18 protein-coding genes are annotated in these 25,998 nt (G+C 59.7%); 14 read left to right on the top strand and 4 right to left on the bottom strand.

Annotation, left to right across the window (positions count from 1 at the left end; all coding sequences use genetic code 11):
* Positions 1–48: 48 nt before the first annotated feature.
* The 11 genes from ASG35_RS28070 to ASG35_RS28020 all read left to right on the top strand — a co-directional run bounded on the left by ASG35_RS28070 (position 49) and on the right by ASG35_RS28020 (position 14,651).
* A complete protein-coding gene (locus ASG35_RS28070) occupies positions 49–462 on the top strand; it encodes a YciI family protein (RefSeq protein WP_056365451.1) in 414 nt (137 codons plus the stop codon).
* A gap of 38 nt (positions 463–500) precedes the next feature.
* Positions 501–908 (top strand): VOC family protein, encoded by a 408-nt coding sequence (locus ASG35_RS28065; RefSeq protein WP_056365449.1) that lies wholly within the window; start codon positions 501–503, stop codon positions 906–908.
* Positions 905–2,221: an RNA polymerase sigma factor gene (locus ASG35_RS28060; protein ID WP_056366100.1), complete on the top strand. Its 1,317-nt coding sequence runs from the start codon at positions 905–907 to the stop codon at positions 2,219–2,221. The genes ASG35_RS28065 and ASG35_RS28060 overlap by 4 nt, the downstream gene beginning before the upstream one ends.
* A 376-nt stretch (positions 2,222–2,597) precedes the next feature.
* Positions 2,598–5,075 (top strand): type VI secretion system Vgr family protein, encoded by a 2,478-nt coding sequence (locus ASG35_RS28055; protein ID WP_082508647.1) that lies wholly within the window; start codon positions 2,598–2,600, stop codon positions 5,073–5,075.
* 1 nt (position 5,076) lies between these two features.
* Positions 5,077–7,044 (top strand): T6SS effector phospholipase Tle3 domain-containing protein, encoded by a 1,968-nt coding sequence (locus tag ASG35_RS28050; RefSeq protein WP_056365446.1) that lies wholly within the window; start codon positions 5,077–5,079, stop codon positions 7,042–7,044.
* Positions 7,041–7,772: a T6SS immunity protein Tli3 family protein gene (locus ASG35_RS28045; RefSeq protein WP_156393400.1), complete on the top strand. Its 732-nt coding sequence runs from the start codon at positions 7,041–7,043 to the stop codon at positions 7,770–7,772. The genes ASG35_RS28050 and ASG35_RS28045 overlap by 4 nt, the downstream gene beginning before the upstream one ends.
* A gap of 17 nt (positions 7,773–7,789) precedes the next feature.
* A complete protein-coding gene (locus ASG35_RS28040) occupies positions 7,790–8,512 on the top strand; it encodes a T6SS immunity protein Tli3 family protein (protein ID WP_156393398.1) in 723 nt (240 codons plus the stop codon).
* Positions 8,513–8,529: 17 nt separating this feature from the next.
* Positions 8,530–9,252 (top strand): T6SS immunity protein Tli3 family protein, encoded by a 723-nt coding sequence (locus ASG35_RS28035; protein WP_156393396.1) that lies wholly within the window; start codon positions 8,530–8,532, stop codon positions 9,250–9,252.
* A gap of 37 nt (positions 9,253–9,289) precedes the next feature.
* The gene (locus tag ASG35_RS28030; protein WP_056365434.1) at positions 9,290–9,547 is read left to right on the top strand and encodes a PAAR domain-containing protein; all 258 of its coding nucleotides are present in this window, start codon (positions 9,290–9,292) and stop codon (positions 9,545–9,547) included.
* Positions 9,544–10,926 carry a hypothetical protein gene (locus ASG35_RS28025; protein ID WP_056365432.1) on the top strand — a complete coding sequence of 461 codons (1,383 nt, stop codon included), beginning with the start codon at positions 9,544–9,546 and terminating at the stop codon, positions 10,924–10,926. The genes ASG35_RS28030 and ASG35_RS28025 overlap by 4 nt, the downstream gene beginning before the upstream one ends.
* A gap of 65 nt (positions 10,927–10,991) precedes the next feature.
* Positions 10,992–14,651: an ImcF-related family protein gene (locus ASG35_RS28020; protein WP_056365430.1), complete on the top strand. Its 3,660-nt coding sequence runs from the start codon at positions 10,992–10,994 to the stop codon at positions 14,649–14,651.
* Between the two features lie 115 nt (positions 14,652–14,766).
* Here the strand turns inward: ASG35_RS28020 and ASG35_RS28015 are convergent, their stop codons facing one another.
* The 4 genes from ASG35_RS28015 to ASG35_RS28000 all read right to left on the bottom strand — a co-directional run bounded on the left by ASG35_RS28015 (position 14,767) and on the right by ASG35_RS28000 (position 18,954).
* Positions 14,767–15,540, bottom strand: a complete 774-nt coding sequence (locus ASG35_RS28015; protein ID WP_056365429.1) for a DeoR/GlpR family DNA-binding transcription regulator — start codon at positions 15,538–15,540, stop codon at positions 14,767–14,769.
* A 59-nt stretch (positions 15,541–15,599) separates the two neighbouring features.
* The gene (pdxA, locus tag ASG35_RS28010) at positions 15,600–16,601 is read right to left on the bottom strand and encodes a 4-hydroxythreonine-4-phosphate dehydrogenase PdxA (RefSeq protein WP_056365425.1); all 1,002 of its coding nucleotides are present in this window, start codon (positions 16,599–16,601) and stop codon (positions 15,600–15,602) included.
* 80 nt (positions 16,602–16,681) lie between these two features.
* The gene (locus ASG35_RS28005; protein ID WP_056365423.1) at positions 16,682–17,962 is read right to left on the bottom strand and encodes a four-carbon acid sugar kinase family protein; all 1,281 of its coding nucleotides are present in this window, start codon (positions 17,960–17,962) and stop codon (positions 16,682–16,684) included.
* Entirely contained in the window at positions 17,959–18,954 is a 996-nt protein-coding gene (locus tag ASG35_RS28000; protein ID WP_056366097.1) for a 2-keto-3-deoxygluconate permease, read from the bottom strand. The genes ASG35_RS28005 and ASG35_RS28000 overlap by 4 nt, the downstream gene beginning before the upstream one ends.
* A 205-nt stretch (positions 18,955–19,159) precedes the next feature.
* Between ASG35_RS28000 and ASG35_RS27995 the strand changes: the two genes are divergently transcribed.
* The 3 genes from ASG35_RS27995 to ASG35_RS27985 all read left to right on the top strand — a co-directional run bounded on the left by ASG35_RS27995 (position 19,160) and on the right by ASG35_RS27985 (position 25,996).
* Positions 19,160–23,500, top strand: coding sequence for a DEAD/DEAH box helicase (locus tag ASG35_RS27995; RefSeq protein WP_056365419.1), 4,341 nt, complete (start codon positions 19,160–19,162; stop codon positions 23,498–23,500).
* A gap of 266 nt (positions 23,501–23,766) precedes the next feature.
* Positions 23,767–24,825 (top strand): helix-turn-helix domain-containing protein, encoded by a 1,059-nt coding sequence (locus ASG35_RS27990; RefSeq protein WP_056365417.1) that lies wholly within the window; start codon positions 23,767–23,769, stop codon positions 24,823–24,825.
* Between the two features lie 289 nt (positions 24,826–25,114).
* The gene (locus tag ASG35_RS27985) at positions 25,115–25,996 is read left to right on the top strand and encodes a hypothetical protein (protein WP_156393394.1); all 882 of its coding nucleotides are present in this window, start codon (positions 25,115–25,117) and stop codon (positions 25,994–25,996) included.
* Positions 25,997–25,998 lie beyond the last annotated feature (2 nt).

Genomic DNA, 25,998 nt, shown 5'->3' with positions numbered 1-25,998 from the left:
GATGAGGGCGCACGGCGCGTTCTTATTCCGATCCCGAGGAGAACGGCGATGCGATTCATCATCATGGTCAAGGCGACTGAAACTTCCGAAGCAGGCGTTCTTCCGGACAATGCGTTGTTGAGCGCAATGGGCGCGTATCACGAGGAACTCTCGAAAGCCGGCGTTTTACTCGATGCAAGCGGTTTCCATCCCACCGCCAAGGGCTGGCGAGTGCGTTACGAGAACGGCCGGCGCACGGTCACGGACGGACCTTTCGCCGAGACCAAGGAGTTGATTGCCGGGTACACGCTGATCGAGGTCCGTTCGCGCGAGGAAGCCATGGAATGGGTGCGCCGATTTCCCGCGCCGATGGGCGAGCACGAACGCGGCGAAATAGAAGTGCGGCAACTGTACGAACTCGATGAACTCGGCTCCGGCGAAGCGTTCGATCGCTTTCGCGAACTGCTGCCCGCGCGGCGCTGAAAGCTGGGGTCAACCGAACACGTTAAGGACCTTTTGAAATGCACAAGCAAATCTACGTGAACCTGCCGGTCGCCGAACTGATCAAGTCGAAACATTTTTTTAGCGAACTGGGTTTCACCTTCGAGCCGCGTTTTACCAACGATAAAGCCGCGGCCATGATCGTCGGCGAGAACATTTTCGTCATGTTGCTCGGGCGACCGTTCTTCCAGGGCTTCACGGCGAAGACGATCATCGATGCAAGGACGCATGTGGAAACGCTCACATGCCTGTCGTGCGAAAGCCGCGCCGAAGTGGACGAGATCGTTGCGAAAGCGGTGCGCGCCGGCGCGACCACACCGCGTCCGGTTCAGGATTACGGCTTCATGTACAGCCATGGTTTTGACGATATCGACGGCCATACGTGGGAGTTGGTGCACATGAATCCGGACGCGGCGGGCGCGCCGTGAGCGAAGCGCCGGGCGATCACGATCAAAATCACGATCAAGTCACGCATCGTGCAATCGAAGCCGTGTGGCGGCTGGAATCGGCGAAGGTCATTGCGGTCGTCACGCGGCTGGTGCGGGACGTGTCGCTTGCCGAGGAATTTGCGCAGGACGCGCTGATCGCCGCGCTCGAGCATTGGCGGGTGGATGGCGTGCCGGACAATCCGGGCGCGTGGCTCATGACCACCGCAAAGCATCGTGCGCTCGACCGTCTGCGCCAGGATGCGTTGCACGCCCGCAAGCACGAGGAACTGGGGCTCGACATGGATGCGCGCGAGGAACACGTGACGCCGGATTTCGTCGATGCCCTCGGCGCCGCGCGCGAAGACGAAATAGGCGACGACCTGTTGCGGCTCGTGTTCATTGCGTGCCATCCGGTTTTGTCGCTCGATGCACGCGTCGCGCTGACCTTGCGCTTGCTTGGCGGCCTCACCACCGACGAAATCGCGCGCGCTTTCCTGCAGCCCGAGCCGACTATCGCGCAGCGGATCGTGCGGGCGAAACGGACGTTATCGGCGGCGCGCGTGCCGTTCGAAGTGCCGAAAGCCGATGACCGCGCGGCACGGCTGGCATCGGTTCTCGAAGTGATTTACCTGATCTTCAACGAAGGTTATTCCGCCACTGCCGGCGACGACTGGATGCGGCCATCCTTGTGCGATGACGCGTTGCGTCTTGGACGGATTCTCGCCGGCCTCGCGCCCGATGAAAGCGAGGTTCACGGGCTGGTTGCGCTCATGGAAATCCAGGCATCGCGGATCCACGCGCGCACCGACGCCGGCGGCCGCGCGATTTTGCTGATGGACCAGGATCGCGCCCGATGGGACCCTTTGCTGATCCGGCGCGGCCTGGCGGCGCTTGCGCGTTCCGAGGCGTTGGACGGAACGCTCGGGCCTTATGCGTTGCAGGGCGCGTTGGCTGCCTGTCACGCACGGGCGCGGCGGGCGGAAGATACGGACTGGGAACGGATGGTCGCTTTGTACGACGCGTTAGCGGTGCTCGCGCCAACGCCTGTGGTCGCGTTGAACCGCGCGGTGGCCGTCGGCATGGCGTTCGGTGCGGCGGCGGGTCTGGAGATCGTCGATGGACTTGTCGAAAATGCAGCGCTCGCGAATTATCACTGGCTGCCAAGCGTCCGGGGCGACTTGCTGGCAAAGCTCGGGCGGTTTGAGGAAGCGCGCAAGGAGTTCGAGCAGGCTGCTTCGATGACCCGGAACGCGAGGGAGAAGGAGTTGTTGCTGGAGCGGGCGGAGCGCGAACGGCGAAGTTCGATGAAATAATTTTTGCTGTTGGGCTAATTCCAGGAAAGATTTAGCGTCTGGGTGCCTAGCGCGTTATTCGTTGGCAAACCTGATGGTCTACGGAAGATGCGTAGAAGACGAGAGTCCTTTACTCACGTCGAAACTTAAAAAAGTACACGCTACAACGTGTTGATTATCGTATTCCCGACGCGGCTGATACGTCCTAAGTCGAAACCTCTCTCAGATAAATCCGAATCTCTCACGGTTGCCGCTCTCGCCCCTTGCACTCTCGAGCAACGTTGGCTGATCATTCACGATTCCGTCTTGTTTTTGAAACGACTAGGACGATTGTTCCAATAAAAGAATCGGCAATATCAGTTGGTCACGGTTCATCTGAGAGATCAAGGCTTCAAACATGCGGGACACTCATGAGTACGCCGACGCGTACCAATCGAATAACAGACCCGTGACGGGACGGCAGGCGTACCACCTTGATGTGCCGAGTGCAGCGAACGCCAGGGACATATCGGTCATCTCGTATCAAGCACGCGAAGGCATGGCCTCGCCTTACCAGATCACGATCGAGCTGACACATCCCGAACAGCTTTCTCGCGCCGACTACCTGGGACGCGACGGTCACTTCACGATCACCGCCGAAGACAGCACACAGCCACGTGTTTATCGTGGCGTTGTCACGGGGTTCAAGCGGATCAAGAAAACCAAAGATTATTTCCGGTACACGCTCGTTGTCGAGGCGCAGATGGCGCGAATGCGACTGCTGCATGCAAGCCGCGTCTACCAGCACCAGAGCACGCCACAAATCATCAATTCGATGATGCTTCGCGAATTCATGGATCACCAGTTTGTATTCAAGCTGCGCCGCGAATATCCCGTCCACGACTTTCGCTTGCAGTACCAGATGTCGGACTTCGATTACATCAAGCTTCTATGTGAAAAGGCCGGCATTTATTTCTACATTGAGCAAGGCAGGCACGGTGACGTGGTCGTGTTCGGTGACGATATCGACCACTACGTTTATACGCCCGAACTGAAGGTGCCGTATCGCGAGAATGCAGGGTTCGAGGCAGGAATCGAAGCGGTGTTTGCGCTTGAGACACACGCCGAAGTGGTGCCGAAGTCGGTCATGGTCGCCGACTACAATCCGCTGGCCGCATGGGAGCGTTTCAAGGACGAAGCGAACGTCGCGATCGATGATACGACCACCTACGGTCGGCCCTACGTGTATGGCACGAATCACCTTAGTCAGAAAGACGCGCAGTGGGAAGCGCAGTTACGGCACGAAGCCGCAATCGCGTGGCAAGTCGTGTATCACGGACAGAGCAATGTGCTGGAGTTGCGACCGGGTCGCATTCTTCGCATTGACGAAGAGTTGCCTGATGCGCCGAGCGGCCAGGTGATCATCGAGGTGAATCATTCCGGTGGCCGGGGTGTGGCCTACAGCAACTCATACAAGGCGATCCCGTCAAACCGGCGTTTTCGCCTAGAAATTGACGAGAAAAAGTGGCCCAGGATATGGGGTGCGCTCAGCGCGCGCGTCACATCGCCGAACAAATATCCCTATGCATACCTGACCAAGGCCGGGCATTACCCGGTGCGTCTCGACCTTGATTTCGACAAATGGAATCCGGGTGGCGAAAGCGTGCCGCTGCGCATGGCTAAACCGTTCGCCGGGGCGCTGCAAACCGGCTTCCACTTCCCCGTACTCGATGGCACGGAAGCCGTCATCATGGCGCGCGACGGCGACCCGGATAAGCTCTTCATCTCGCAGTTCCACCACAACAGCATTCAATCCGACCTGATCCACAATCAGGAACGGTGGATGTCGCGCAACGTCCTGCGCACGCAGTCTAATAACAAGTTTCGGATGGAGGACTGGAAGGGCCAAGAGCACATCAAGACGGCGACCGAGTATGGCAAATCGCAATTGACGCTAGGCCATATGGTCAATGCCAAGCGCGAAGAACGCGGTGGCGGCTTCGAGTTGCGTACCGACGAATACGGCGCCGTGCGCGCAGGCAAGGGACTGTTCCTCTCCGCCGATATGCAGCCCAAGGCTCAGGGCAAGCAGATCGATATGAGTCCGGCAATCGGGCAATTGCAGGTATCCAATGCCCAGGCGCAAGGGCTCGCTGACGCTGCTGCGGTTGCAAAGGCCGAGATCGCCGCGCTCAAGGCCGAGAGTCAGTGGCTCAAGGAGAACGTTGCTGAGTTAAAGCAGGCAGTCATGGTGCTGTCGGCTCCCGCTGGAATTGCAGTGGCAACGCCCGATCGTATTTCGGTGGCAGCCGGTAAGGACGTGACGTTGACGACAAGCGCTGGCGTTGGGATCAGTGCGCTGCGAAATGTGGCGATCGTGGCCGCCGACGTGTTGTCTCTCTTTGCCTATAAGCTCGGCATCAAGTTGTTCGCGGCACGCGGGAAGGTCTTGATTCAGGCGCAGTCAGATGCCATTGAAATGGTGGCTGCGAAGGACATGCACCTGAGCAGCGCCGAAGGCACGCTGACCGCGAACGCGGCGAACGGCGTGGTGCTTGGTGGAGGCGGCACGGCATACGAAAAGATACTGGCCGACGACGTTCATATGGGCGGCGCGGGGAAGCTGTATTTGCATTTCACCGAAGTGGTGTTGGTGGGTCCAGGCGGCTTGTCCCTGCCATTGCCGAAATTCGAACAACTGGATGTTTCCCACGACGAGATGTTCACCCTCAGTGACGCAGTGACCGGACGTCCGCTCGTGAAGCGTCCCTACAAGATACAGCTTGCAGACGGAAAAACCGTTGAAGGCGTTACTGGCGACGACGGTAAAACGTCGCTTTCGAAGGCCGATATTGCGCAAGGCATGAAGCTTTTGACCCAATTCAAGAAAGGTTGATATGAGCGACGATTCAAACCAACCCAATACACCGGCAGACAACAACGCAGACGCAGACGCTGCGGGAGCGCCCGCCGAAGGTAGCCGCTATAAGCACCAGCACGCTACACGTGTTGTGCCCATGAAACACGATGCGTTTGGAAGAATGTATTGGGAATCCTTTCATACGCCAGCCAGTTTTGAGGTGCGCGCAGAAGCGCGTATTCCGCCGCACCTACCCGGCATTGTTATCTTCGTGCATGGCGTGAATTCGCAGGGCGAATGGTATGACGACGCGGAGATCGCATTGTGTGAAGGGCTGAACAAGCGGTTAAACCGCAATGATCTTAAGGCGAACGAATATACAACGACCGGCGCAGACGGTAACAGCGTTATCAAGCGACGCCTGGATAAGGCGAATTATTCACCGGTTATTCGCTTCTACTGGGGCTATCGCGCTAAAGATGGCGATGAGAAGGAATGGCGAATCCCCATGCGCAACGTGTGGGGAGCCGACTTCTGGAAGAAAAAGGAAGACGATCGCGGGCCGTGGCAATGGGGCGGTGGGCCCTTCCAAAATGGAACGAACAACCTGCAGCAGATGTGGGGCAAAACAGGATTTCGCAAGCACGTGGCAGGCATCAACCTGCAGGCGTTCAACACCGAATGGGACCGTGAAATTCACGATGCTCCGCCGCGCACCTATGGCGTTTGGGCCGCGCAACGACTCGCGGATTTGATCGACAAAATCCGTGAGAACTCGCCACGCGACACCATCACGATCATGTCTCACAGTCAGGGGACGATGGTCGCAATGGCCGCGACCTTGCTGTGCAAGACGCGTGCGCCCGATGCGTTGATCGTGATGAATTCGCCGTTCGCGCTAAAAGACAAGTTCACGGATTCGCTTACGTGTGGCAATGAACGGCCTACCACCGGCGCGCGGGTTCGCACCTTCAAGGCCGTCGCTCAACGTATCAAAGAGGATAAACGCGTTTATACCGAAGAGCTTATGCAGCAATTGCAGGTTGGGGCAAGCGAAGACATGAATTTCTGGCGGCCTGATTTGAAAATGCACTACGGTTTGCCTGAGCGCGATAACCACGGGCGGTTCTATGTCTACTTCAATCCGCATGACCGGGTGATGGGTTCCGCGCCGCTCCAGAGCATCGGCTGGCAAGGCGTGGATGATGAACTGCTGGCCGAACTGGGCGATACGGTCAAGCAAAGAATGTTGGCGCGCGGTACCCCTTGTGGCGATGAGCCGGGCGTGCAGAATTTTGGCACGCTTCCGCCCATAGTTGATCCCGAAGCGGGCGTAGACCCGAATGACTTTTGGAACGGTAATCGTCGTGTGCTCGGGACGCTGCTGTGGGCGGTACCAAAACGAAGCCAAAAGGTGGCGATTAACGCCGAAAAGGTACCTGATCCGATTACGGCGGAAGAGATGTCGCAGTCAGTGCAAACCCCGGTGATGACGGCAACGGGAAAAAACGACAGGCAGGTGTACTTTGACGAATCGCGCAGGGACCAAAACATGCTGGCCGCGAAAGATTCGAAAGGCAAGTATTTAGACGACGGATACGTTTACCTCGACTCGGTCTACGACCGCCAGCTCTGGATGGAACGAGAAGACGTGTATGCAAACACGGGCAAGCGTCGCGAGCTTGAAACGGAGGAAGAGCGTCACAATCGCGTCGCTAACTACCAACCGATGCCAACTAATCACAGCACGCTTCCCAAGCATCGTGCGTTTATGAGCCGCGTAGTCGCATACGATCTGCCGATTGGTTTTTGCGATGCCTACGACATATCAAAAGACTTTTGGTATGACCTGATACGAGAGGCTGACTGGACTCAAATGGCCGACCCGTATTACAGCGATGGTGCGCTATTTACGCCGCCAATGCCGTCCATGATCGACACGGAGACCGTCTCTGAAGTCGTTACCAAAATAGATCAAGAAAACCAAGCATGGAGGGGAGCATGAAACGCATAGCAACGGTGAGCCTGCTAATCGCGGTCTTAGCGCTGGCCGGATGCCAGACCAATTACGAGGATATGACAGCGGATCAACGCGCCGCGTACAGCCAGGTCGGTAGCACGTACTCTTATAAACCAGATCCAAACGCACCCGTACAAGTGACATATCGCATTGATGACCACCGGTTCGTCTCGCTAGAAAATTATGATAAATGCTATGGCGACAACTATTACAACGACACACAGCTAGGCATACACCAAAAAGTCTGGACGGGTTCGCCAACCGACTACCGAGGGCGCTTAGTAATTGATGATCCTTCGGGCTCAAATATCGTACTTCCTACATCCGAAAATACGACATGCGGCGAGCGGGGTTGCACTAACTCGCTCGCCTATTCGACCGATGCCGGGCGCACGTTCCATTGGCTTGACTATTTGAAATATTCCAGTCGGCCTTCAGAGGCGTCGGAAAAGTACAAGATCGCGGTAACTACAAACGCCCTTTACATCGTCAAAGCAGATGCTCCTAATTTGGAGCAAAGCAAAGGCGCCTACGTAAGAAAAGGACCGCTGTACTCGATGGTGGACCTGACGCACTTGGATGGCACAAAAGGGCTGTGGGAAACGGGCGACAAGGCTCCTCAATTTCCTGCCGGACTACGTTCCCCTTCAGGCCAGGACCGCTTCACCTGCGACGCTTCTATCCGTTCGGCTGGACAGCCGAAAACGCCATGAGAATAATGGAGAGGAGCATGAAGTGCATTGCAACGGTGGGCTTGCTAGTTGCGGTCTTAACGCTGGCTGGATGCCGGACTGATTATGAGGATATGACAGCCGCGCAACACATTGAATATAGCCGCCATGCCCGTAGCATCTACTCTTATAAACCAGACCCCAATGCTCCAATCCAGATGACATACCGCATCGATGACCACCGGTTCATGACTTTGGAAAACTACGATAACTGCTATGGCGACAACTATTACAACAACACTCGTCTCGGCATCCATCAAAAAATCTGGACCGGAAAACCAACGGGCTACAAAGGGCGGGTAGTAATCGATGATCCATCAGGCATGAACGTCGTTGTCCCTACAGCGAGGAATTCGTCGTGCGGTGATCGAGGTTGCACCAGCTATTTCGCGTATTCGACCGATTCTGGACGTACCTTTCGATGGCTCGACTATAAGGAGTACAGCTCACTTGCATCCGAGGATTCCGCGAATTTCACAATCGCGGTTGCCGCCCAGAAACTATATGTTATTGAGAAGATTTTAAGCAATTCCTACGTGAAACAGTATCCCTTGATTCCCGGTATCGACATCAGCAAGCCCTATCCGCCGGGAGTTAAGGGCGACGGTTTCAGTGCGTCGAGTAGACCGACTTTTATGGTTCAGGTACGCACACCTTCTGGCCAAGACCGCTTTACTTGCGACGCATCCATCCGTTCCGCTGGACAGCCGAAAACGCCATGAGAACAATGGAGAGGAGCATGAAGTGCATTGCAATGGCGAGCTTATTGATTGCGGTCCCGGCGCTGGCTGGGTGCCAGACTGATTATGAGGATATGACTGCGGCTGAACACGCCGCATATAGTAGCCGTGCGCGGAGGTCCTACACTTTCAAGCCAGATCCGAACGCGCCGATCCAGGTAACTTACCGCATTGATGCTCATCGGTTCATGACTTTGGAAAACTACGATCGCTGCTACGGCGATAACTACTTCAACAACACCGCGCTGGGGATTCATGAAAAGGTCTGGACTGGAGATCCGACAGGCTATAGAGGACGTGTAGTCATTGACGACCCATCCGGCGCAAACGTTGTGCTTCCGACGGCTGAAAACAGATCATGCGGTGATCGAGGTTGCACTAGCTATTTCGCGTATTCGACCGATTCTGGACGTACCTTTCGATGGCTCGACTATTTGAAATACTCCAGTCGACCCTCGGATGATTCAAAGAAGTTTTTGATTGCGGTAACAAAAGATAAATTGTATGTGGCCGAGACAATACAGGATGATGCCTACGTGAAAGGGTTTCCTCTTGTGCGAGATATCGAGCTTGAAAAAACCTATCCTCCCGGCGTGTTTGGCGGCAACTTTACTGCGTCGCGCCGGCCATTGGTCCTCTCGGAACTCCGTTCCCCTTCAGGCCAAGACCGCTTTACCTGCGACGCTTCTATCCGTTCGGCCGGACAGCCGAAAACGCCGTAAAACAAATCAAGCGCAACCAACTCTACTGCGAGAACCCATGAAAAAACCAGTCTGCGAAGGCGACGACACAAGTCACGGCGGCAAGGTCAAATCCGCTTCGTCAGCGTTCAATCTGAACGGACGCAAGGCCGCGGTCAAAGGCGATATTGTGTCGTGCCCCGAGCACGGCGACAACCCGATCGTCGAAGATGGACCGGGCTTCAGCTTTCATGGTCGAAACCTCGTGGTCGACGGCTGTCGCACACAATGCGGCAGCGTGGTCATTGCACGCAATCCGGGCGTGACGATCGCATGAACCGTCGTTGGTATTTATCTGGCGTGCCGCGTCAAGCGGATGCGCTACCGCCCCCTGGGTGGTTGCTGGCTGCGCTGTTTATTCTTGTCCAGGCAATCGGCGCTGCAACGCGCATCTATACGTGGCCGAAGGGGCAGCCCGCGTTGGTGCCGGACTTCTTGATCGGCCTGATCGTGATTCCGTGGCTCTTCTGGTTCGGCGTGTGCGGCGCGTTGTTTTTCGCGTATTTGCAGGACCAGAACCGCGCCATTTGGTGGAACTACCTTTCCGACGAGCACGAAACCGGCTGGCGGCAATGGACTCAGACGCGGATCATTGTGGTCGATAGCGTCGTGCTGTCGCCTGAACCTGAACTCGCCGAGCGCATGCTTAAACTTGAGGGAACGCTTCCGGACAATCCGGGCAAAGCGCTGTTGTTGCCAGAACCGGAAGTGCGGCAAGGCGGCTCACGACTTCAATCGGTCTTCGATCAACTCCTCACGCCGCTTGTCCCCGCATTGACCCGCATGAAACGCGCAGAGCAACTGGAAATTGTCTACCAAACCGATCGCGAGAATGACATCGTTCATCTGCGTGCGGCATGGGGCCGTCTCAGCTTGCCGCACACGCCCACGTTCCAGTGGCTTGCACCCCACGCAATATCACCGTTGAACGGCCCGTGGTTCGCCGTGCGCCCGCCCGAGTGCCGCATCGTTTTAGCGTGCCAGTTGCATGCACCCGACGTCGCCGCCGAGTTTTCCGAAGTGGCAGTCGCCTTGCTGTTGACCTCGGCGAAATTCGCCGCGAGAACGAAGATCAGACCGCAAGCCTTGATCTTCAGGCCGATCACCGCCGATTTCAGCACCGCGGAGCAGGCATTAACAACGCTTTTAAGCGCCGAACAGACGCCGGTGGGCAAACTTCGTCACGTCTGGTCGAGCCACCTGAACAAGATCACCGCACACTCGGTCGCTGCTGCCCTGAACGACTCAGGGTTGAAGATCGAGCATCACGACATTGACAAGGCAATTGGCAAAGGCGGCCCGGCGAACCGCTGGCTTGCTCAGGCGTTAGCCTCTGAAATGGTTCAGCACGGACAGGGCGCGCAACTTGTCGCGGTCCCGCATGCGAACGGTGTTGCATGGAATTTGTTGGCATCTGACCCGACACCGATATCACGTCCGGCGCATCCGCCCATTCGCTATTTTTCATGGCCGTTTCTCGCGATGGTTGTTGCATTCGTCGCGTGCCTGTTTTTGATCTTGTTGCCCAATGGCCTGAGCGACACGCTGAAGATCGCGATGCTTGGCGCGATTCCTGTACTGGTAGCGATTCAGGTCGGCGCTGAAATCTGGACGCTCAAACGAACCTCGCGCGCCTTCGCCTACGAAGCGCGCTGATATATCCGGTGCATGGCATTACTCGCACCATGCGCTGGATCATAAAGAATAAAGTGAATCATTAAATGACTACCCGTCTCAGCGTGAAATACGCCGCGATCATTGTGGCCGTTGGCGCGCTTGCGGCATCGGCTGTGTATTTCAGCAGCGCACCGGGCGCATCACTGATCTCGGAACGTAGCGCGCTTTTTGTGCTGATCGGCGCTGTCTGCGCACTGCTAATCGTGTTTCGCGGTCCCGTTGCGAGCGCCTGGAGTGCGCTGACGCGCGATGCCGCGCGCTATGACACAGTGCCTCGCGAAGCGATGAATACCGACGCCGCGCCCGATCAATTCGATCAGGAAGACGCGAAGTTAGCAGAGAAACAAAAGGCATCCCAATTCGACAGCCTAAAGTTCGCTTTGCGTGAACGTGCGTTGCGTCGCCAACCCAGACTGCTCATAACGGGCGATTACGCTGTAGTTCGCCGATTGATGCCTGAGCTGACCTCACAAGGCTGGTTAAGCACGGGCGATGCGTTATTGCTCTGGAGCGCACCCGACACAGACGGCCGTCCCGATACCACATGGCTCAGGCAGATTTACACGCTGCGGCGACGCCGCCCGATCGATGCCGTGATCCTGACGCTCGACGGCAACGCCGACACCACGTTGCCGCGTCGTGGTACTAACAGCAACAGCGTGACCCTCACGCGCATTACCGATATCCTGCATTGGTCCGCGCCGGTGTATGCGCTCGACGTGGCGCAGACTGACGAGGTCAACGACGGACGCACCGCGCTCATCGGCTGTGAGTTTCAGGCCGACGCCAATGCGCGTTCGATCGAATCGGCGCTGCTCGCACTGCGTAGCCGGATTGGCCATAACAGCATTGCGCAACTGATTCGAAATACCAAAGACACGTATGGGGCGGTTCTGTCTCAGCGGCTCGATAAGCGCAGCGCGCCACTGGCGGCATTGATTGCGTCGTTAGCAGGCCGCCACGCCCGGCACCAACCGGTAAGGAGCGCTTTTTTTGCACCGTACCCCGTGACCGTCAATATTGAAGAGGCCGACCGCGATGCGCTGACAGCCGCCGATCTACCGCTTTGGAAGCACCTCGGCGAGATCTCGCGCAAGGCGCACGGAAAACGCATGAACGGGCATCCTGTGACGGTGTTTTCGGTCATGGCTCTTGGCGTCACTTGCGTATGGATCGCGGGTATGTTTGTGTCGGGAATGACAAACGGGCGCGAAGTTGTAGAGGCCCGGCAGACGATCCAGACACTCGAGACAGCAACCGATCCCGCCGCCCGACTGCAAGCCTTGCTCGCGTTGCAACAGACACTTGGCACCTATGAAAAGCGCGTCGCGCATCAGCCGCCGTTATGGTCGCGCTTCGGACTGAATCAGGACGCCGCGATTCTCGCTGCGCTGTGGCCGCACTACACAAAGGCCAGTCGTTCGTTGCTGGTGGCACCCATTCAGCAAAACCTCGAAGCCTCACTCGTGGACCTGAGCCAGATGCCAACTGACACGCTCGATGACCACGCGAACGCGGCCGCTCAGGACGGGCATAAAGCGCTTAAAACTTACCTCATGCTGGCAGAGCCGAACCGGGTCGAGGTTGATTTCATTGCGCCGCAACTGATGCATTACTGGTCCACAAGCGCGAATATTTCCCCCGGCGCGAAGCTGGATATCTCGGAACGCCTTCTTGCGTTTTATGCGGAACATCTCAAAGCGCACGACGCCTGGCGCATCCAGCCGCACGCGGAACTTGTGAATGCCGCGCGGCAAACATTGCTCTCAGTGATCGGCGTGCGCAATTCGGAGGACACCGTTTATCAAAGCGTGCTTGCCGGCGCCGGCAACAAATACCCGGATCAAACACTCGCAACGCTCACAGCAGGCACCGACACGCGGGGATTGATTCGCACCAGCGCGACAGTCCCTGGCGTTTACACGCGCCAAGCTTATGAAGGTTACGTCGCAGCGGCGATTACCGAGGCAGCGAAGAGCCGGGATGTGACGCGGGATTGGGTTCTTTCCAATACCGTCGAACGAGCACTACCTGAATCATCCACGGATGCGCTCGAACTAGCCCTGACAACGCAATACTTCAACGACTACGCCGAGCACTGGCAGGGTTTCATGAATGCGCTGCAATGGCAGAGTGCCTCGAACATTCCCGGCGCCATCGAGCAAATGAAACTGCTTGCCGATGCGCGTCAGTCGCCGGTGATCGCTTTGATGAAATCTCTCGATTATCAAGGTAACGCGGGTTTGCGACAGGCGTCGCTATCCGATACGTTGGTCGCGAAAGCACAGAACATGTTTGGCAAGAAAGAGGACATGACAGCGATGTCCAATACGAGCGCTGCCGGGCCGCTGGCTGTATCGTTCGGTCCAGTGCTGAGGCTTATGGGACAGGTCAGCGATTCGGCAACAGCAAGGACAGCGGTAGCCGGCGACGTCAGCATGCAACGCTACCTTGAACGCGTGACGGCGCTGCGTTTGAAGTTTCAGCAGATCAGCAACGGCACGGATGCCGACGCGCAAGCCCGCCAACTCGCGCAAGCGTTGTTTCAAGGCAAAGCTTCCGAACTCGCCGATACCCAAGCCTACGCACAACTGGTCGCAGCGAGCCTTGGCGCGCAATGGTCCGGAATGGGCGATGCATTGTTCGTGCGACCGGTCGCGCAAGCCACGCAGATCGTTTTGCAACCGGCAAAAGCGAGTCTCGACGATACCTGGCATCGGTCCATCGTGGTCAACTGGAATAAGTCGTTCGCGGGACGCTATCCGTTCGACAACACCGACAACGACGCATCGATCCCCGAATTGACCCGGTTCATCAGGCCGCAAGGCGGGTTGATCGCGTCGTTTCTCGGTTCGCAACTTGCGGGCGTGCTGGAATTGCAAGGAGACCAGTGGGTAGAAGTCAACACGGGCGGCGGCGGATTGCAGTTCGATCCGGCGTTTCTGAAAGCAGTGAATACATTGCAACGCATCGCGGGGCATTTGATGCCGCAGGGCGAGCCGCAATATCGATTTGACTTCAAGCCCATTCCCACACCGGGCATAACGGATACCGTGCTGACGCTCGACGCGCAGAAGCTGCATTACTACAACCAGCGGGAACGATGGTACGGGTTGCAGTGGCCATCGAACGATCCGCAGGTCGCGGGTACGCGCCTGCAATGGCAAACCGAAACGGCGGGCACGAGCAAGAACTTCGAGTTTGGCGGGCGTTGGGCTTTCGTGCGGATGCTGGAGCGCGCGAAGGTCGAACCCATCGATGGCGCGACGTTTCAACTGACCTGGCAAGCCACGCCGGATACAAGGATGGCGTTGGCTGCCACCACGGCTATCGACGCGTCTTCGCGCAAAAATTCGCAGGCTACGTCGCACCCGGCGGCAGACGATTGGAGCGGTGTGGAACAGGACGCATCGCGCGGACATGGGTCACTCGACAGCCTCGTGATGCAACCGCCGCTCACCGCTGCGCCTGCGAGCCTGACGTATCCGCTGAGTTATTTTATGCGCACGGATGTGGGCAAAGGACCGCTGGAACTGCTCGCTCTGAAAGGATTTACGTTGCCAAACCGCATGTTCATCGATAGACAACGCGTGGTATCGCAGGGCAGCAGTGCAAGCCCGCCGCCCTTGCCAAAAGCCGCGCGCGAAGCCGCAAAACAGGCTGTCACGCCGCTACCGGGTGGCGACATCGGGCATCAGTTATGAAGTCGTGCTCGTCTCCACGGGGCGTGATGGTGAGATTTTTCGGAATTGCTTAATGTGGATATTCGACGATCTTGGACCGGTTGGAGCACCCCGTGAGCTGGCGTCTTGAGGAGAATCACGACATCGCCACCACCTGAACCACAACCCCCTTCAACGCTTCAAACGGCGCAAGCCTCTCCTTCCCGGCAAGATCCGTGGTGATCAACGTCCAGTCCCGTTCGAGCGGCGTCCAGTGTTGCTGCCTCGCGCGCCCGAGCTTGTCGGCATCGGCGAGAACGACTACCTTTGCCGCGCGCCGGATGATGCAATCCTTCAGATAAGCCTGCTCCGCCGTCGCTTCGCACAACCCGAAATCCGCTGCCACGCCATCGGCGCCGAGGAACGCGACATCCACGCTCAAGCGGCTCAGCACCAACTCGGCAAGCGGCCCGAGCGTGCTCATGCTCGTTGCCCGCAGGTCTCCGCCAATCAGCGTGATCCGCACACCCGGCGCATTCGCGAGCGTCATCACAGCAAGCAAATTGTTCGACACCACATGCAAGTCATGATGCGCGCTCAACTGGCGCGCGAGCGCGGCGCAGGTCGTGCCGCCATCGAGTAAAACAGTGTCGCCGTCCTGGACATGCAGCGCCGCTGCTTGCGCGATCGCTTCCTTCTGCTCGCGCTGCGCCGACTTGCGCTCTTCCAGCGACGCCTCCGGCTCGTGCGAGCCGACCAGCGCCGTCGCGCCGCCGTAAGTGCGAACGAGGCGCCGCTCCTTCGCGAGCATAGTCAGGTCGCGCCGCACCGTCGCCTCCGATACCCCCAGCGCTTCGCTCAGCTGCTCGACGTTGGCGTCGCGCGTGAGGACGAGATCGAGGATGGCGCGGTGACGGTCGGCGGCTTTCATCGTGAGGGGCTCATGCAGTGAACAAGGCCGCCGATGTTACACGACCGAAGTCCATTGGCTCAGCCGCGGCGCGTGGCAAGTTCCGCGCCCTGACGCAAGGCTTCGAGAAGGCTGCGTTCGTCGGCAATACCTTTGCCTGCGATATCGAATGCCGTGCCGTGATCCACCGACGTCCGGATCACTTCCAGCCCGACCGTCACGTTCACGCCGGCTTCGAGACCCAGCACTTTCACCGGACCATGTCCCTGATCGTGATACATCGCGACCACGAGATCGAAGTCGCCACGCCCGGCGCGGAAAAAGAGCGTATCGGCGGGAAGCGGGCCGGTTACATCGAGTCCCTGTTCCTGCAGCACCTTCACAGCGGGGATGATCTTTTCCTCTTCCTCGCCATAGCCGAACAAGCCGTTCTCGCCGGCGTGCGGATTGATGCCGCACACGCCAATACGCGGCTTTGCGATTCCCGCCTTGATGAGCGTCGCGTTGCCGCGCTCGATTGTGCGCTGCACGAGACCGGGTTCGATCTTCTTGATCGCATCGATAATGCCGATATGGGTGGTCACGTGAATCACGCGCAATTGCGGCGCGACGAGCATCATCGACACTTCTTTCACGCCCGTCAGATGCGCGAGCATTTCGGTGTGACCGGGATACTTGTGACCGCCCGCGTGCAGCGCTTCCTTGTTGAGCGGCGCGGTGCAGATGGCGTCGATCTGCTTCGATTCCGCCAGCTCGACCGCACGCGCGATGTACTGGTACGCGGCATTGCCCGCGATCGGCGAGAGCTTGCCGAAAGGCAGGTCGTCGGGGATCAGGTCGAGGTCGATACAGTCGATCGTGCCCGGCTCGTATCTGGCTTCGGTCGCGTCCTTGATGCGGCGGATCTTCGCGGTGCCGTTGACGATCTTGTTGGCTTGTTCGAGGCGTCGTGCGTCGCCGATCACGAGCGGGCGGCATTGCGCGTAGACCACGTCGTGCGTCAGGCTTTTGACGACGATTTCGGGACCGACGCCGGTTGCATCGCCCATCGTGATGCCGATTACGGGAAGGTAGTTGCTCATGGTCTTGGTGTTGCTCCGTGTATGTGAGGCGCTTTGTTTAACTCGCGCGCGCCTGGATTCAATGCGTATTCAACGCGTCTTCAGTGCGTATTCAGCGGCAGACGCTGCAGGTGTTCCCACGCGCCGAACAGCGCGTGCTCGCTGCCGAAGGCGCCGGCCTTGGTGACAATGGCGGGCCGCGACGGCAGCGGCGCCGAAGGTCGCGCTACCGCGACGCCGGCTTCGACTTCGGCCAGCAAGTCGAGGCTGCCGATGCCCGCGGTAGAAAGCATCGCGCGGGCGGTTTCGCCGCCGGTCGCGATCAAACCGCCAACGTGCCCGAAATGCGGCGCGACCAACGCGGCCAGTGCGTTCGACAGATGCGCACCTTCGGCGGGATCGAAAGCGTCGTCGCGACCAATGCGAACCAGCAAATCGATGTGCCTCACGAGAAAATCGCCGATCTTCGATTGCCATTCGCGCCAGTCGGCGTGTCGATCGCCGGCGCGTAATACGGCTGGCGGCACGATCATTTCAGCGATGCCAGCGCGCTCGCGCAGCATCGCACACTGGCGCTCTGAAACTGCCGACAGACTGCCGACCAGCACGAGGATCGAGCCTTCCTGTTTCTCGTGAACAGGCGCTTCGCCCGGCGCGCTGCTGAAGAGATCAGGCAGCGTCGCCAGTTCGCGCGCAAGTCCGCCCGATCCAACCCAGAAAAGCTCATGATCGAGTTGCGACGTAATCTCGGCGAGGCGCTTGAGATCGTCGCCGGTGTGAGCATCGACGATCAGCGCATCGATACGATCCTTCGTCGTTGCACGAATGCGCTGGCGCAGGATCTCGGCGTCTCCTCGTAGCGTGTCCACATCGATTGAATCGCAGCGCAGACCGGCGTCTTCAAGCATTGCCTGCACGTTCGCCGGACGGTCGGCGTTTTCGAGCTTCCATGTATCGGTGCTTTCCAGCGGTTCGCCATGCACGAGCACGCGCGCGCGGTGCGTCGTGCGGCCAGTCGCGGGAAATGCGGGCGCGACGATCGCGAGACCTGCGTGCGGCTGCAGCGCCGCGACTTCGGCGGCCCAATTGCCGCGCAAGGTCGAATCGATCTTCTTGTACACACGGCGCCCGGGCGCATTCAGCGTGTTGAGCGCTTCGGCGGTCCGGCGCGCAGCGGCTGGCGGCGCGAAGCGGCGGGTGTCGGTATCGGCGGCGATTACGTCAATGGGATGTGCGTCCGAATCAGCCTTGACCGCACTCGATGCATCCAGCGTGACTATGGTGCGCCGCCCCGCGCCGGCGAACGCGATCGCGCAATCGGCGGCGCCGGACAGGTCGTCGGCAATGATCAGGATGCTGCGGCGGATGTTCGTCGCGTTCATCGCGTGGCCTCTTTGTTCAGGACGCGACGCTCCTCGGCCCGGGCGTTCGCGCGTTTGGCGATGGCCGCGGTCAGGATGGGCGACACGATCGCCGTCACGACCACGCACGCCGCAACCAGCAGTGTGGCGCTTTTCGCGGCCTCGTTATAGACCGGATTCGCCGCCGCGATCAAGGCCGGAACGGCAGCCGCATTGCCCGCGGTGTTCGCTGCCGCGACGCCTGCCACGCCAGTTCCGCCCGTCATGCGATCGGTGAAATAAAGCGGAATGCCCGTCACGATCACCACAGCCAGTCCAAGGCCGATGCCGAGCAAGCCGGCTTGCCAGACTTTATGCAAGTCGAGGCTCGCGCCGAGCGCCAGAGCGAAAAACGGAATCATCACGGGCACGGCGCGCGCGAGAAAGTCGCGCATTTCTCGGTCCAGATTACCCAGCAGCATGCCGACCGCCAGCGGCAGGATACTGCCCACGAGCGTCGGCCACGGAAACGCCGACAACCCTGCCACGCCGAGCGTGACCATCGTGAGGAAAGGGCCCGATTCCAGCGACATGATCGTGTACGCGCCCACGTCTTCCGAACGGCCGTATTGGCCCATCAGCGCCATGTAGAGGCCGCCGTTGGTATCGTTCATTGCAGCGACCACGGCCAGCGTCGAAATTCCCGCGAAGATCCCCGATGACACCGGTTGCTCGCCCAGAAAATGCCCGAGCACGATCCCGACCACGATCGCCGAGCCGATCTTCGCTGCGAACAGCGCGCCGCCTTTCTTGACGAGATACGGCGTGGCCTTGACATCGATGCTCGCGCCCATACACACATAAAACACGGCAAGAATAGGCAACGCGCCCGTGAAGAGCGCGTTCGTGAAGGAGCCGAAGAACTTCGGCATGCCGGGCAGAAAGGTCGCGATCAGCGATCCAATCAGCAAGGGCACGATCATCATGCCGCCAGGAACGCGCTCGATCGAGCGCTTGATAGGTAATTGGGCCATGCGGGTCTCCGGTTTGATGCCTGTCTGAGGGGCGACTTCGAGTCGAATGCTCGAATCGATCACATAAATGATTGGAATGATCAAGTTGGAGTGTAGTCCGTATTTTCAAGATGCGCAAATCGCGCATTCGATTGATCGTTTCGATCATCTTCAATCAAGCGATGGACAGCGAACGCGTTTTCCCGGCCGCTAATAAACTAGGCGAATGACCGCAACCAGAAAGTCGATATCAAAACCGTTCGATGGCTTCCATCCCGCCGTCGTGAACTGGTTCGACCAGCATTTCGCCGCGCCCACCGAAGCGCAGGCGCGCGCCTGGCCGTTGCTCAAAGCCGGCCGTTCGACGCTCGTCGCAGCGCCCACGGGTTCGGGCAAGACGCTGACGGCGTTTCTCGCGGCTATCGACCAGCTTGTGCATGAAAGCGTGAAGCAGCCGTTGCCCGATGAAACCAGCGTGGTCTACGTCTCGCCATTGAAGGCGCTATCCAACGATATTCGCGTCAACCTTGAAGAACCGCTCGCCGGCGTTTCGGCCGAACTCGAGCGGCTCGGATTGCCGCCCGTTGAAATCCGTGCCGCCGTGCGCACCGGCGACACCACGCAAAAGGAGCGCAACGCCGTTAAAAAGCGTCCGCCGCATATTCTCGTCACCACGCCGGAATCGCTTTATGTGCTGCTGAGTTCCGATTCCGGCCGCGCGATGTTGTCCACCGTGCGCACGGTGATCATCGATGAAATCCATGCCGTCGCCGGGAACAAACGCGGCGCGCATCTCTCGCTCAGCCTCGAACGGCTAGACGCGTTGTGTCTGGCACGGCTTCAGGAAACGCCGGTGCGCGTGGGGTTATCGGCGACGCAAAAGCCAATAGAACGGGTGGCGCAGTTCCTGACCGGCAACCGTCCGTGTTCGATCGTCGATGTCGGCCATATCCGCACACGCGATCTCGCGCTCGAACTGCCACCCGTGCCGCTCGACGCGATCATGTCCAACGATGTGCGCGAGCGTGTCTATGACCGGCTCGCCGAACTGGTCGCTATGCACAGCACCACGCTCGTGTTTGTGAACACGCGTCGCATGGCCGAGCGCGTCGCGCGCCATCTCACGGAACGCCTCGGCAAGTCCGCGGTCGCCGCGCATCACGGCAGTCTTGCAAAAGAGCAGCGGCTCGACGCCGAACAGCGTCTCAAACGCGGGGAATTGCAGGTGCTGATCGCGACAGCGTCGCTGGAACTGGGCATCGATATTGGCGACGTGGAGCTTGTTTGCCAGCTTGGTTCGCCGGGATCGATCGGCGGCTTTTTGCAGCGCGTCGGGCGCTCGGGGCATCAGGTCGGCGGCACGCCGAAAGGGCGGCTCTTTCCCGAATCGCGCGACGATCTGATCGAATGCGCGGCGTTGCTCGATTGCGTCGCGCGCGGTGAACTGGACGCACTGCACATTCCGAACGCGCCACTCGATGTCCTCGCGCAGCAGATCGCGGCCGAAGTGGCGAGCCGCGAATGGCACGAGGACGCGCTGTTCGCGCTCGTGCGCCGCGCGATGCCGTACGCCGCGCTCGAACGCGCGCCATACGACGCGGTTTTGCGGATGCTCGCCGAAGGCTATACGGGAAGAACCGGCGTGCGCGGTGCTTATGTGCATCGGGATGCGGTGACGCACACGCTGCGAGGCCGGCGCGGCGGGCGACTGACCGCTGTGACATCGGGCGGCGCCATTCCGGACAATGCCGACTTTGCCGTCCTGCTCGAACCGCAAGGTTTGCAGATCGGCACGGTCAACGAGGATTTTGCAGTCGAAAGCCTTGCCGGCGATGTGTTCCAGCTTGGCAATGCGTCGTACAAGATCATGCGCGTGGAGGGCGGCCGGGTGCGGGTGGAAGATGCGCACGGCCAGCCGCCGAACATTCCGTTCTGGCTCGGCGAGGCGCCCGGCCGCAGCGACGAATTATCAGCTGCGATCGCGCGTTTGCATCAGCATGTGGACGCGTGGCTCGGTGCATTCACGGTCGACGAAACGATCGCGAAACTCGATGAAACCACCGGTATTGGCGAACCCGCCGCGCGGCAGATCGTTGAATATCTGGCGCGCTCGCGTGCTGCGCTTTCCGTCTTGCCAACGCAGGATACGCTCGTGATGGAGCGTTTTTTCGACGCCTCCGGCGGCACGCAGCTCGTCATTCACACGCCGTTCGGCAGCCGCGTCAATCGCGCGTGGGGCCTGGCGCTGAGAAAGCGCTTTTGCCGCACGTTCAACTTCGAGTTGCAGGCCGCGGCGACTGAAGACGCGATTGTTCTGTCGCTGACGGGCAGTCACAGTTTTCCGCTCGATGAAGTCTGGCGTTACCTCCGCTCGGCAACGGCAGAACACGTGCTGATCCAGGCCTTGCTCGACGCGCCGCTTTTCGGCGTGCGATGGCGCTGGAACGCGACCAACGCGCTCGCCTTGCCGCGTTATGCCGGAGGACGGCGCGTCGCACCGCAATTGCAGCGCATGAAAAGCGAGGACCTGCTGGCGGCCGTGTTCCCGGATCAGGTTGCGTGCGTCGAAAACGTGGTGGGCGAGCGCGAGGTGCCGCGTCATCCGCTGGTGGACCAGACTATCGATGACTGTCTGCACGACGCCATGGATTGCGACGCGTGGCTCGCGCTGTTGCGCCGAATGGAAAGTGGCGATATCAAGCTGGTCACGCGCGATCTGCCGGCGCCGTCGCCGTTGGCGGCGGAGGTTTTATCGGCGCGTCCCTACGCTTTTCTCGACGATGCCCCCATCGAGGAACGCCGCACGCAAGCGGTTTTGGCGCGGCGCTGGACCGACCCGGAATCCGCCGATGATCTCGGCGCGCTCGACGCCGACGCCATCGCGGGCGTGCGCGAGGAAGCGTGGCCGTCGGTGCGTAACGCCGACGAAATGCACGAAGCGTTGTCAACGCTCGCCTGCATGACCGACGCCGAGGCGCAAGCCAATGACCGCTGGCCCGAATGGCTCGCCGCGTTGGCGAATTCGGGACGCGCGACGCGTTTGCTGGTGGCATCGAATGAAGGTTTGTGGGTGCCGCTCGAACGCCTCACGTGTGTGCGCGCCATCCATCCGGTTGCACGCATGCAGCCACTTTTAAAGCCGCTCGCAGGTTTCGACGAAGCGTGGAACGAAGACGATGCCCTGGTAGAAATCGTGCGCGCCCGGTTGAGCGGTTTCGGGCCGTTGCCTGTATCGGCAATCGCGCGCGCGTTGGTGGTCCCGGCGTCTTCCGTGGCGCTCGCGCTAACGCGCCTCGAAGCCGAGGGTTACGTCATGCGCGGCCGCTTCAGCCCGGGCGCGCTGGAAGAAGAATGGTGCGAACGACATCTTCTTGCCCGTATTCATCGATACACCGTGCGCCGTTTGCGCCGCGAAATCGAACCAGTCGAGTTGCAGGACTTCATGCGCTTCCAGTTCGACTGGCAGCATTTGAGCGCGGATTCCAAGGCCGATCCGCACGCGGATGGTCATGACGCGCTGATGGCGGTCATCGAGCAGCTCGAGGGTTACGAAGCGCCGGCGGTGGCGTGGGAAGACGAAATCCTGCCCGCGCGGCTCGGCGAATATTCAATGTCCACGCTCGACGATATCTGCCGCGCCGGCAAGGTCGTCTGGAGCAGGGCGGGCGCGCGCTCGCGCAGTTCCGGCGGCCCGGTGCGCACCACGCCAATCGTGTTATTACCGCGGCGCAATTTGCCCGCGTGGAACGCGCTGATGCAGCCGGCTCAGCCGCCCGAGCCGTCTTCGCGCGCACAAATGGTGTTCGACGCCCTGACCACGCACGGCGCGATGTTCTTCGACGAACTGCGCGCCGACGTGCGTCTGCTCGATACCGAGCTTGAAACGGCGCTGGGCGAACTGGTATCGATGGGACTAGTCAACGCCGATAGCTTCGCGGGCCTGCGCGCGTTGCTCGCGCCGGCTTCCCGGCGCAACGCATTCGGCAGCCGCCGGCCAAGGCGCGGCGGGCGTTTTATAGGCGGAATGGACGACGCCGGCCGCTGGGCGTTGCTGCGCCGCGCGCAAACCGAAGGCGCTCCGGCCGATGCCCTGGAACACGTCGCCATGACCTTGCTGCGCCGATACGGCGTCGTTTTCTGGCGCCTGCTGGAACGCGAAGCCGACTGGCTGCCGCCGTGGCGCGACTTGCTGCGCGTCTTTCATCGGCTGGAAGCACGCGGCGAAATCCGCGGCGGACGGTTTGTAGCCGGATTGTCGGGCGAGCAGTTCGCATTGCCCGAAGCCGTGCCGCTTCTGCGCGACATGCGCAACCGTCCCGCTGATAACAGCTTGATCGCAATCAGCGCTGTCGATCCGCTGAATCTGGCGGGAACGTTATTGCCGGGAGAAAAAGTCCCCGCAATACCGGGTAATCGCGTGCTTTATTGTGATGGCGTGCCGGTGGGCGCTGTTATCGCGGGGAAAACGCGCTTTCTGACGGAACTCGATAAAGAATCGCAAGAACGCGTCCGCTGGCATCTCGTGCGGCGCAGTTTTGATCGAGTGCCGGTTTTATCTGGACGCTGACCAGATTCGGCCCTGATTTATTCTCCTGCATTTTCCAGGCGCCACGCCGCGTGGCGTTTCCGTCGTCGCGCCGTTTTAAACGAGCGCTAAAGTTCGACGAATGAAAGCCGATATTAAGTCCAGAGTTCCCAAGTAACGATCCTGAATGAAGGGAAACATCCGGTAATCAGCTTTATTTCGAAATCGACATCATTCGAGTATATAAATTCGACTCGAAAGACAATTCGAAAATTAGCGCGGTTTATTGAAAAGGGCAGAGTAAAGCGATGCCATTGATCCTCAAGTTCGACAGCGCCGAATTCGCGGAAAACGATGCCGAGGAAATCTGGCGCGAAGGGCTCGACGCCATGTTCGAGATCCAGCGCCCCAGGAACTCGTCCGCGCCGTTCCGGGCGAGCCAGGAAAGCTGGGCGCTGGGCGGCATGCTGCTGACTTCTCACATCACGCACGGCGAAGTCGCGTTCCAGCGCACGAAGCGCAAGATCGCGACATCTGGTGTTGACCACTATCTCGTTCATTGCCTGCTCGACGGCAGGTTGATGTCCACGTTCGGCCGCGATACACACGAGGTGTCGCTCGGCTCCGTGGTCGTGCGCGACCTGGCGGTCGAAAACACCGGCGTCAGCCGCGACGCACCCATGCTGACGCTGATGATTCCGCGTCAGGCGATCGACCGGCGTACAGGCGGCCTGCTGCAAATGCACGGTTTGTCGTGGGAAGCGACGGATCCCATCGGGCGGCTGGTCGCCGCGCACATGCGCAGTCTTGCAAACGTGGCGACATCGATGGACGACGAAGAATCCGGCGTCGCCGGCGAAGCCACGCTCGATTTCCTGGCCGCGTGCGTGCTGCGCCGCGCCGAGCGCCGCGAGGAATCGGGCGATCCGCGCCTGACGCCGATGGTCCGTGCGCAAGCGCTTAGTTATATAGAAGGCAATCTCGCCGATCCTGGTATCGGGCCGGCGCGCTTGCGGGAAACGTTGAAGGTATCGCGCACGGCCTTGTACGAAGTCTTCGAGCCGATGGGCGGCGTGGCCGAATACGTTCGCGCGCGCCGGCTCGATGAAGCCATGCGCCGCCTCGAATCGCCGATGCATACGCGCGACCTGATCGGCGCGATTGCGTGCGCGGTCGGCTTCATGAGCGAATCGACGTTCAACCGCGCATTCAAGGAACGCTTTGGCTGCACGCCGACGGAAGCACGCGCCCGGCGTTTTGCCAGCGGCGTGACGAGTCTGCGCACAGCGGCAAATTCGCGCCTGGTGCGCAATGCCCGCAGCATTGGGGCGGAAACGGCTGCGCGCGTGCGCGAACTGCGGGCGTGATCGGGCCTGCAATATCTTGTAAGCGTGCATTGAATGTCGCAAACGGAATGGGCGGAAAAGGCGGACGTTTTGAGAGGGCGATGCTTTGCGCCGCGCGCATCATTGCTGAAACTTGTGGGGTCGTGTGTGGGAGAAAGGGGCGCTGCGGTAACGGGGGTTTCCGCAGCGTTTCCTTGTTTTATCGAGTGTTATGCGAGGCATCGTGCATTTCGCAAGCCGGGCGAATCAGACCTTCGCGCATGCCGGCCGCGAGATAAAGTTAAAACAAAGAAAAAGATCCGGGAAAATCATGTGGTTGCTTGCTTTCTTCCATGCTGAGACCGCTTTTGGGCGGGTGATCAAGATCAGCGCGTTCGCTGTGTCCATCGTCATGCTTTTTGCCGGGCTCGTACTCGCGCCGCAGACCGATGTCGCGGTCGCGGTTTCGTTGCTCGTGCTGGCGTTGCTCTGGGTCCATGGATATATGGACGACCGGCGCGAGTCGCCGGTGTCGTCGCGATGCGTGGCCGAGATCCGGGCCGACGAACGCCGTATCCGCATGATCGGCGGCGGCGTCGATCTGGTGCTGCGACTGGCTTCGCGCACGCTGAACGTGAACCGGGTATCGAAGGAATTCATTTCCAGCGATGCCCCCGGCGAATTCCAGCGCCTGCGTTCAGGGAGCTTCGAATGGCCGGTCAAGATCGTGACGAAAGAACGGACGCCGCGCGACGTCGAACCGGAAGCGCCCAAGTTCGAAGCGTCCAAAGAAGAGATGATGCGCTGGAGCGATTTCGCGCCGGTATCGCCAGCTAAAACTGCATCGAGTCCGTACGTCGTGCCTTACACAAAAGCCGTCGCCGCGACCGAACACGAGATCGCGTTTTACTGGGCTCATCCAGGACACGGCGAGCGTTTGCTGTTCACGGTTTCCGGTCCGGCCGATCAATACGAAGAAGTGCAGCGTGCGTTCTCCACGTTCTCCGCGTGGATCGACGAGGAAGAGGACGCGCGGCTCGCAATCGAACGGCGTCAGGAAGTCGAGGCGTGGCAACGCGACTGGGAAACGAACCGGCTTGCCGAAGAGTCCGAGCAGACGCGGCGACGGGGCGAGGTTCCGGCCGAAGAAACGCTTGCACCCGTGCTCGCGAAAGCGGGCCAGCCTTCGCCTTCGGCCTCGCGCCGCTGGTAAGG

It is taken from the genome of Burkholderia sp. Leaf177, from assembly GCF_001424345.1.
Classification (GTDB): Bacteria; Pseudomonadota; Gammaproteobacteria; order Burkholderiales; family Burkholderiaceae; genus Caballeronia.
Note: the sequence above shows the minus strand (reverse complement) of the source record. Positions and strands in the feature narration are given on the sequence as shown.

Coding starts and splice junctions, on each gene's coding strand:
- ASG35_RS28070 (WP_056365451.1), top strand. CDS start 49: ATGCGATTCATCATCATGGTCAAGGCGACTGAAACTTCCGAAGCAGGC.
- ASG35_RS28065 (WP_056365449.1), top strand. CDS start 501: ATGCACAAGCAAATCTACGTGAACCTGCCGGTCGCCGAACTGATCAAG.
- ASG35_RS28055 (WP_082508647.1), top strand. CDS start 2,598: ATGCGGGACACTCATGAGTACGCCGACGCGTACCAATCGAATAACAGA.
- ASG35_RS28050 (WP_056365446.1), top strand. CDS start 5,077: ATGAGCGACGATTCAAACCAACCCAATACACCGGCAGACAACAACGCA.
- ASG35_RS28045 (WP_156393400.1), top strand. CDS start 7,041: ATGAAACGCATAGCAACGGTGAGCCTGCTAATCGCGGTCTTAGCGCTG.
- ASG35_RS28040 (WP_156393398.1), top strand. CDS start 7,790: ATGAAGTGCATTGCAACGGTGGGCTTGCTAGTTGCGGTCTTAACGCTG.
- ASG35_RS28035 (WP_156393396.1), top strand. CDS start 8,530: ATGAAGTGCATTGCAATGGCGAGCTTATTGATTGCGGTCCCGGCGCTG.
- ASG35_RS28030 (WP_056365434.1), top strand. CDS start 9,290: ATGAAAAAACCAGTCTGCGAAGGCGACGACACAAGTCACGGCGGCAAG.
- ASG35_RS28025 (WP_056365432.1), top strand. CDS start 9,544: ATGAACCGTCGTTGGTATTTATCTGGCGTGCCGCGTCAAGCGGATGCG.
- ASG35_RS28020 (WP_056365430.1), top strand. CDS start 10,992: ATGACTACCCGTCTCAGCGTGAAATACGCCGCGATCATTGTGGCCGTT.
- ASG35_RS28015 (WP_056365429.1), bottom strand. CDS start 15,540: ATGAAAGCCGCCGACCGTCACCGCGCCATCCTCGATCTCGTCCTCACG.
- pdxA (WP_056365425.1), bottom strand. CDS start 16,601: ATGAGCAACTACCTTCCCGTAATCGGCATCACGATGGGCGATGCAACC.
- ASG35_RS28005 (WP_056365423.1), bottom strand. CDS start 17,962: ATGAACGCGACGAACATCCGCCGCAGCATCCTGATCATTGCCGACGAC.
- ASG35_RS28000 (WP_056366097.1), bottom strand. CDS start 18,954: ATGGCCCAATTACCTATCAAGCGCTCGATCGAGCGCGTTCCTGGCGGC.
- ASG35_RS27995 (WP_056365419.1), top strand. CDS start 19,160: ATGACCGCAACCAGAAAGTCGATATCAAAACCGTTCGATGGCTTCCAT.
- ASG35_RS27990 (WP_056365417.1), top strand. CDS start 23,767: ATGCCATTGATCCTCAAGTTCGACAGCGCCGAATTCGCGGAAAACGAT.
- ASG35_RS27985 (WP_156393394.1), top strand. CDS start 25,115: ATGTGGTTGCTTGCTTTCTTCCATGCTGAGACCGCTTTTGGGCGGGTG.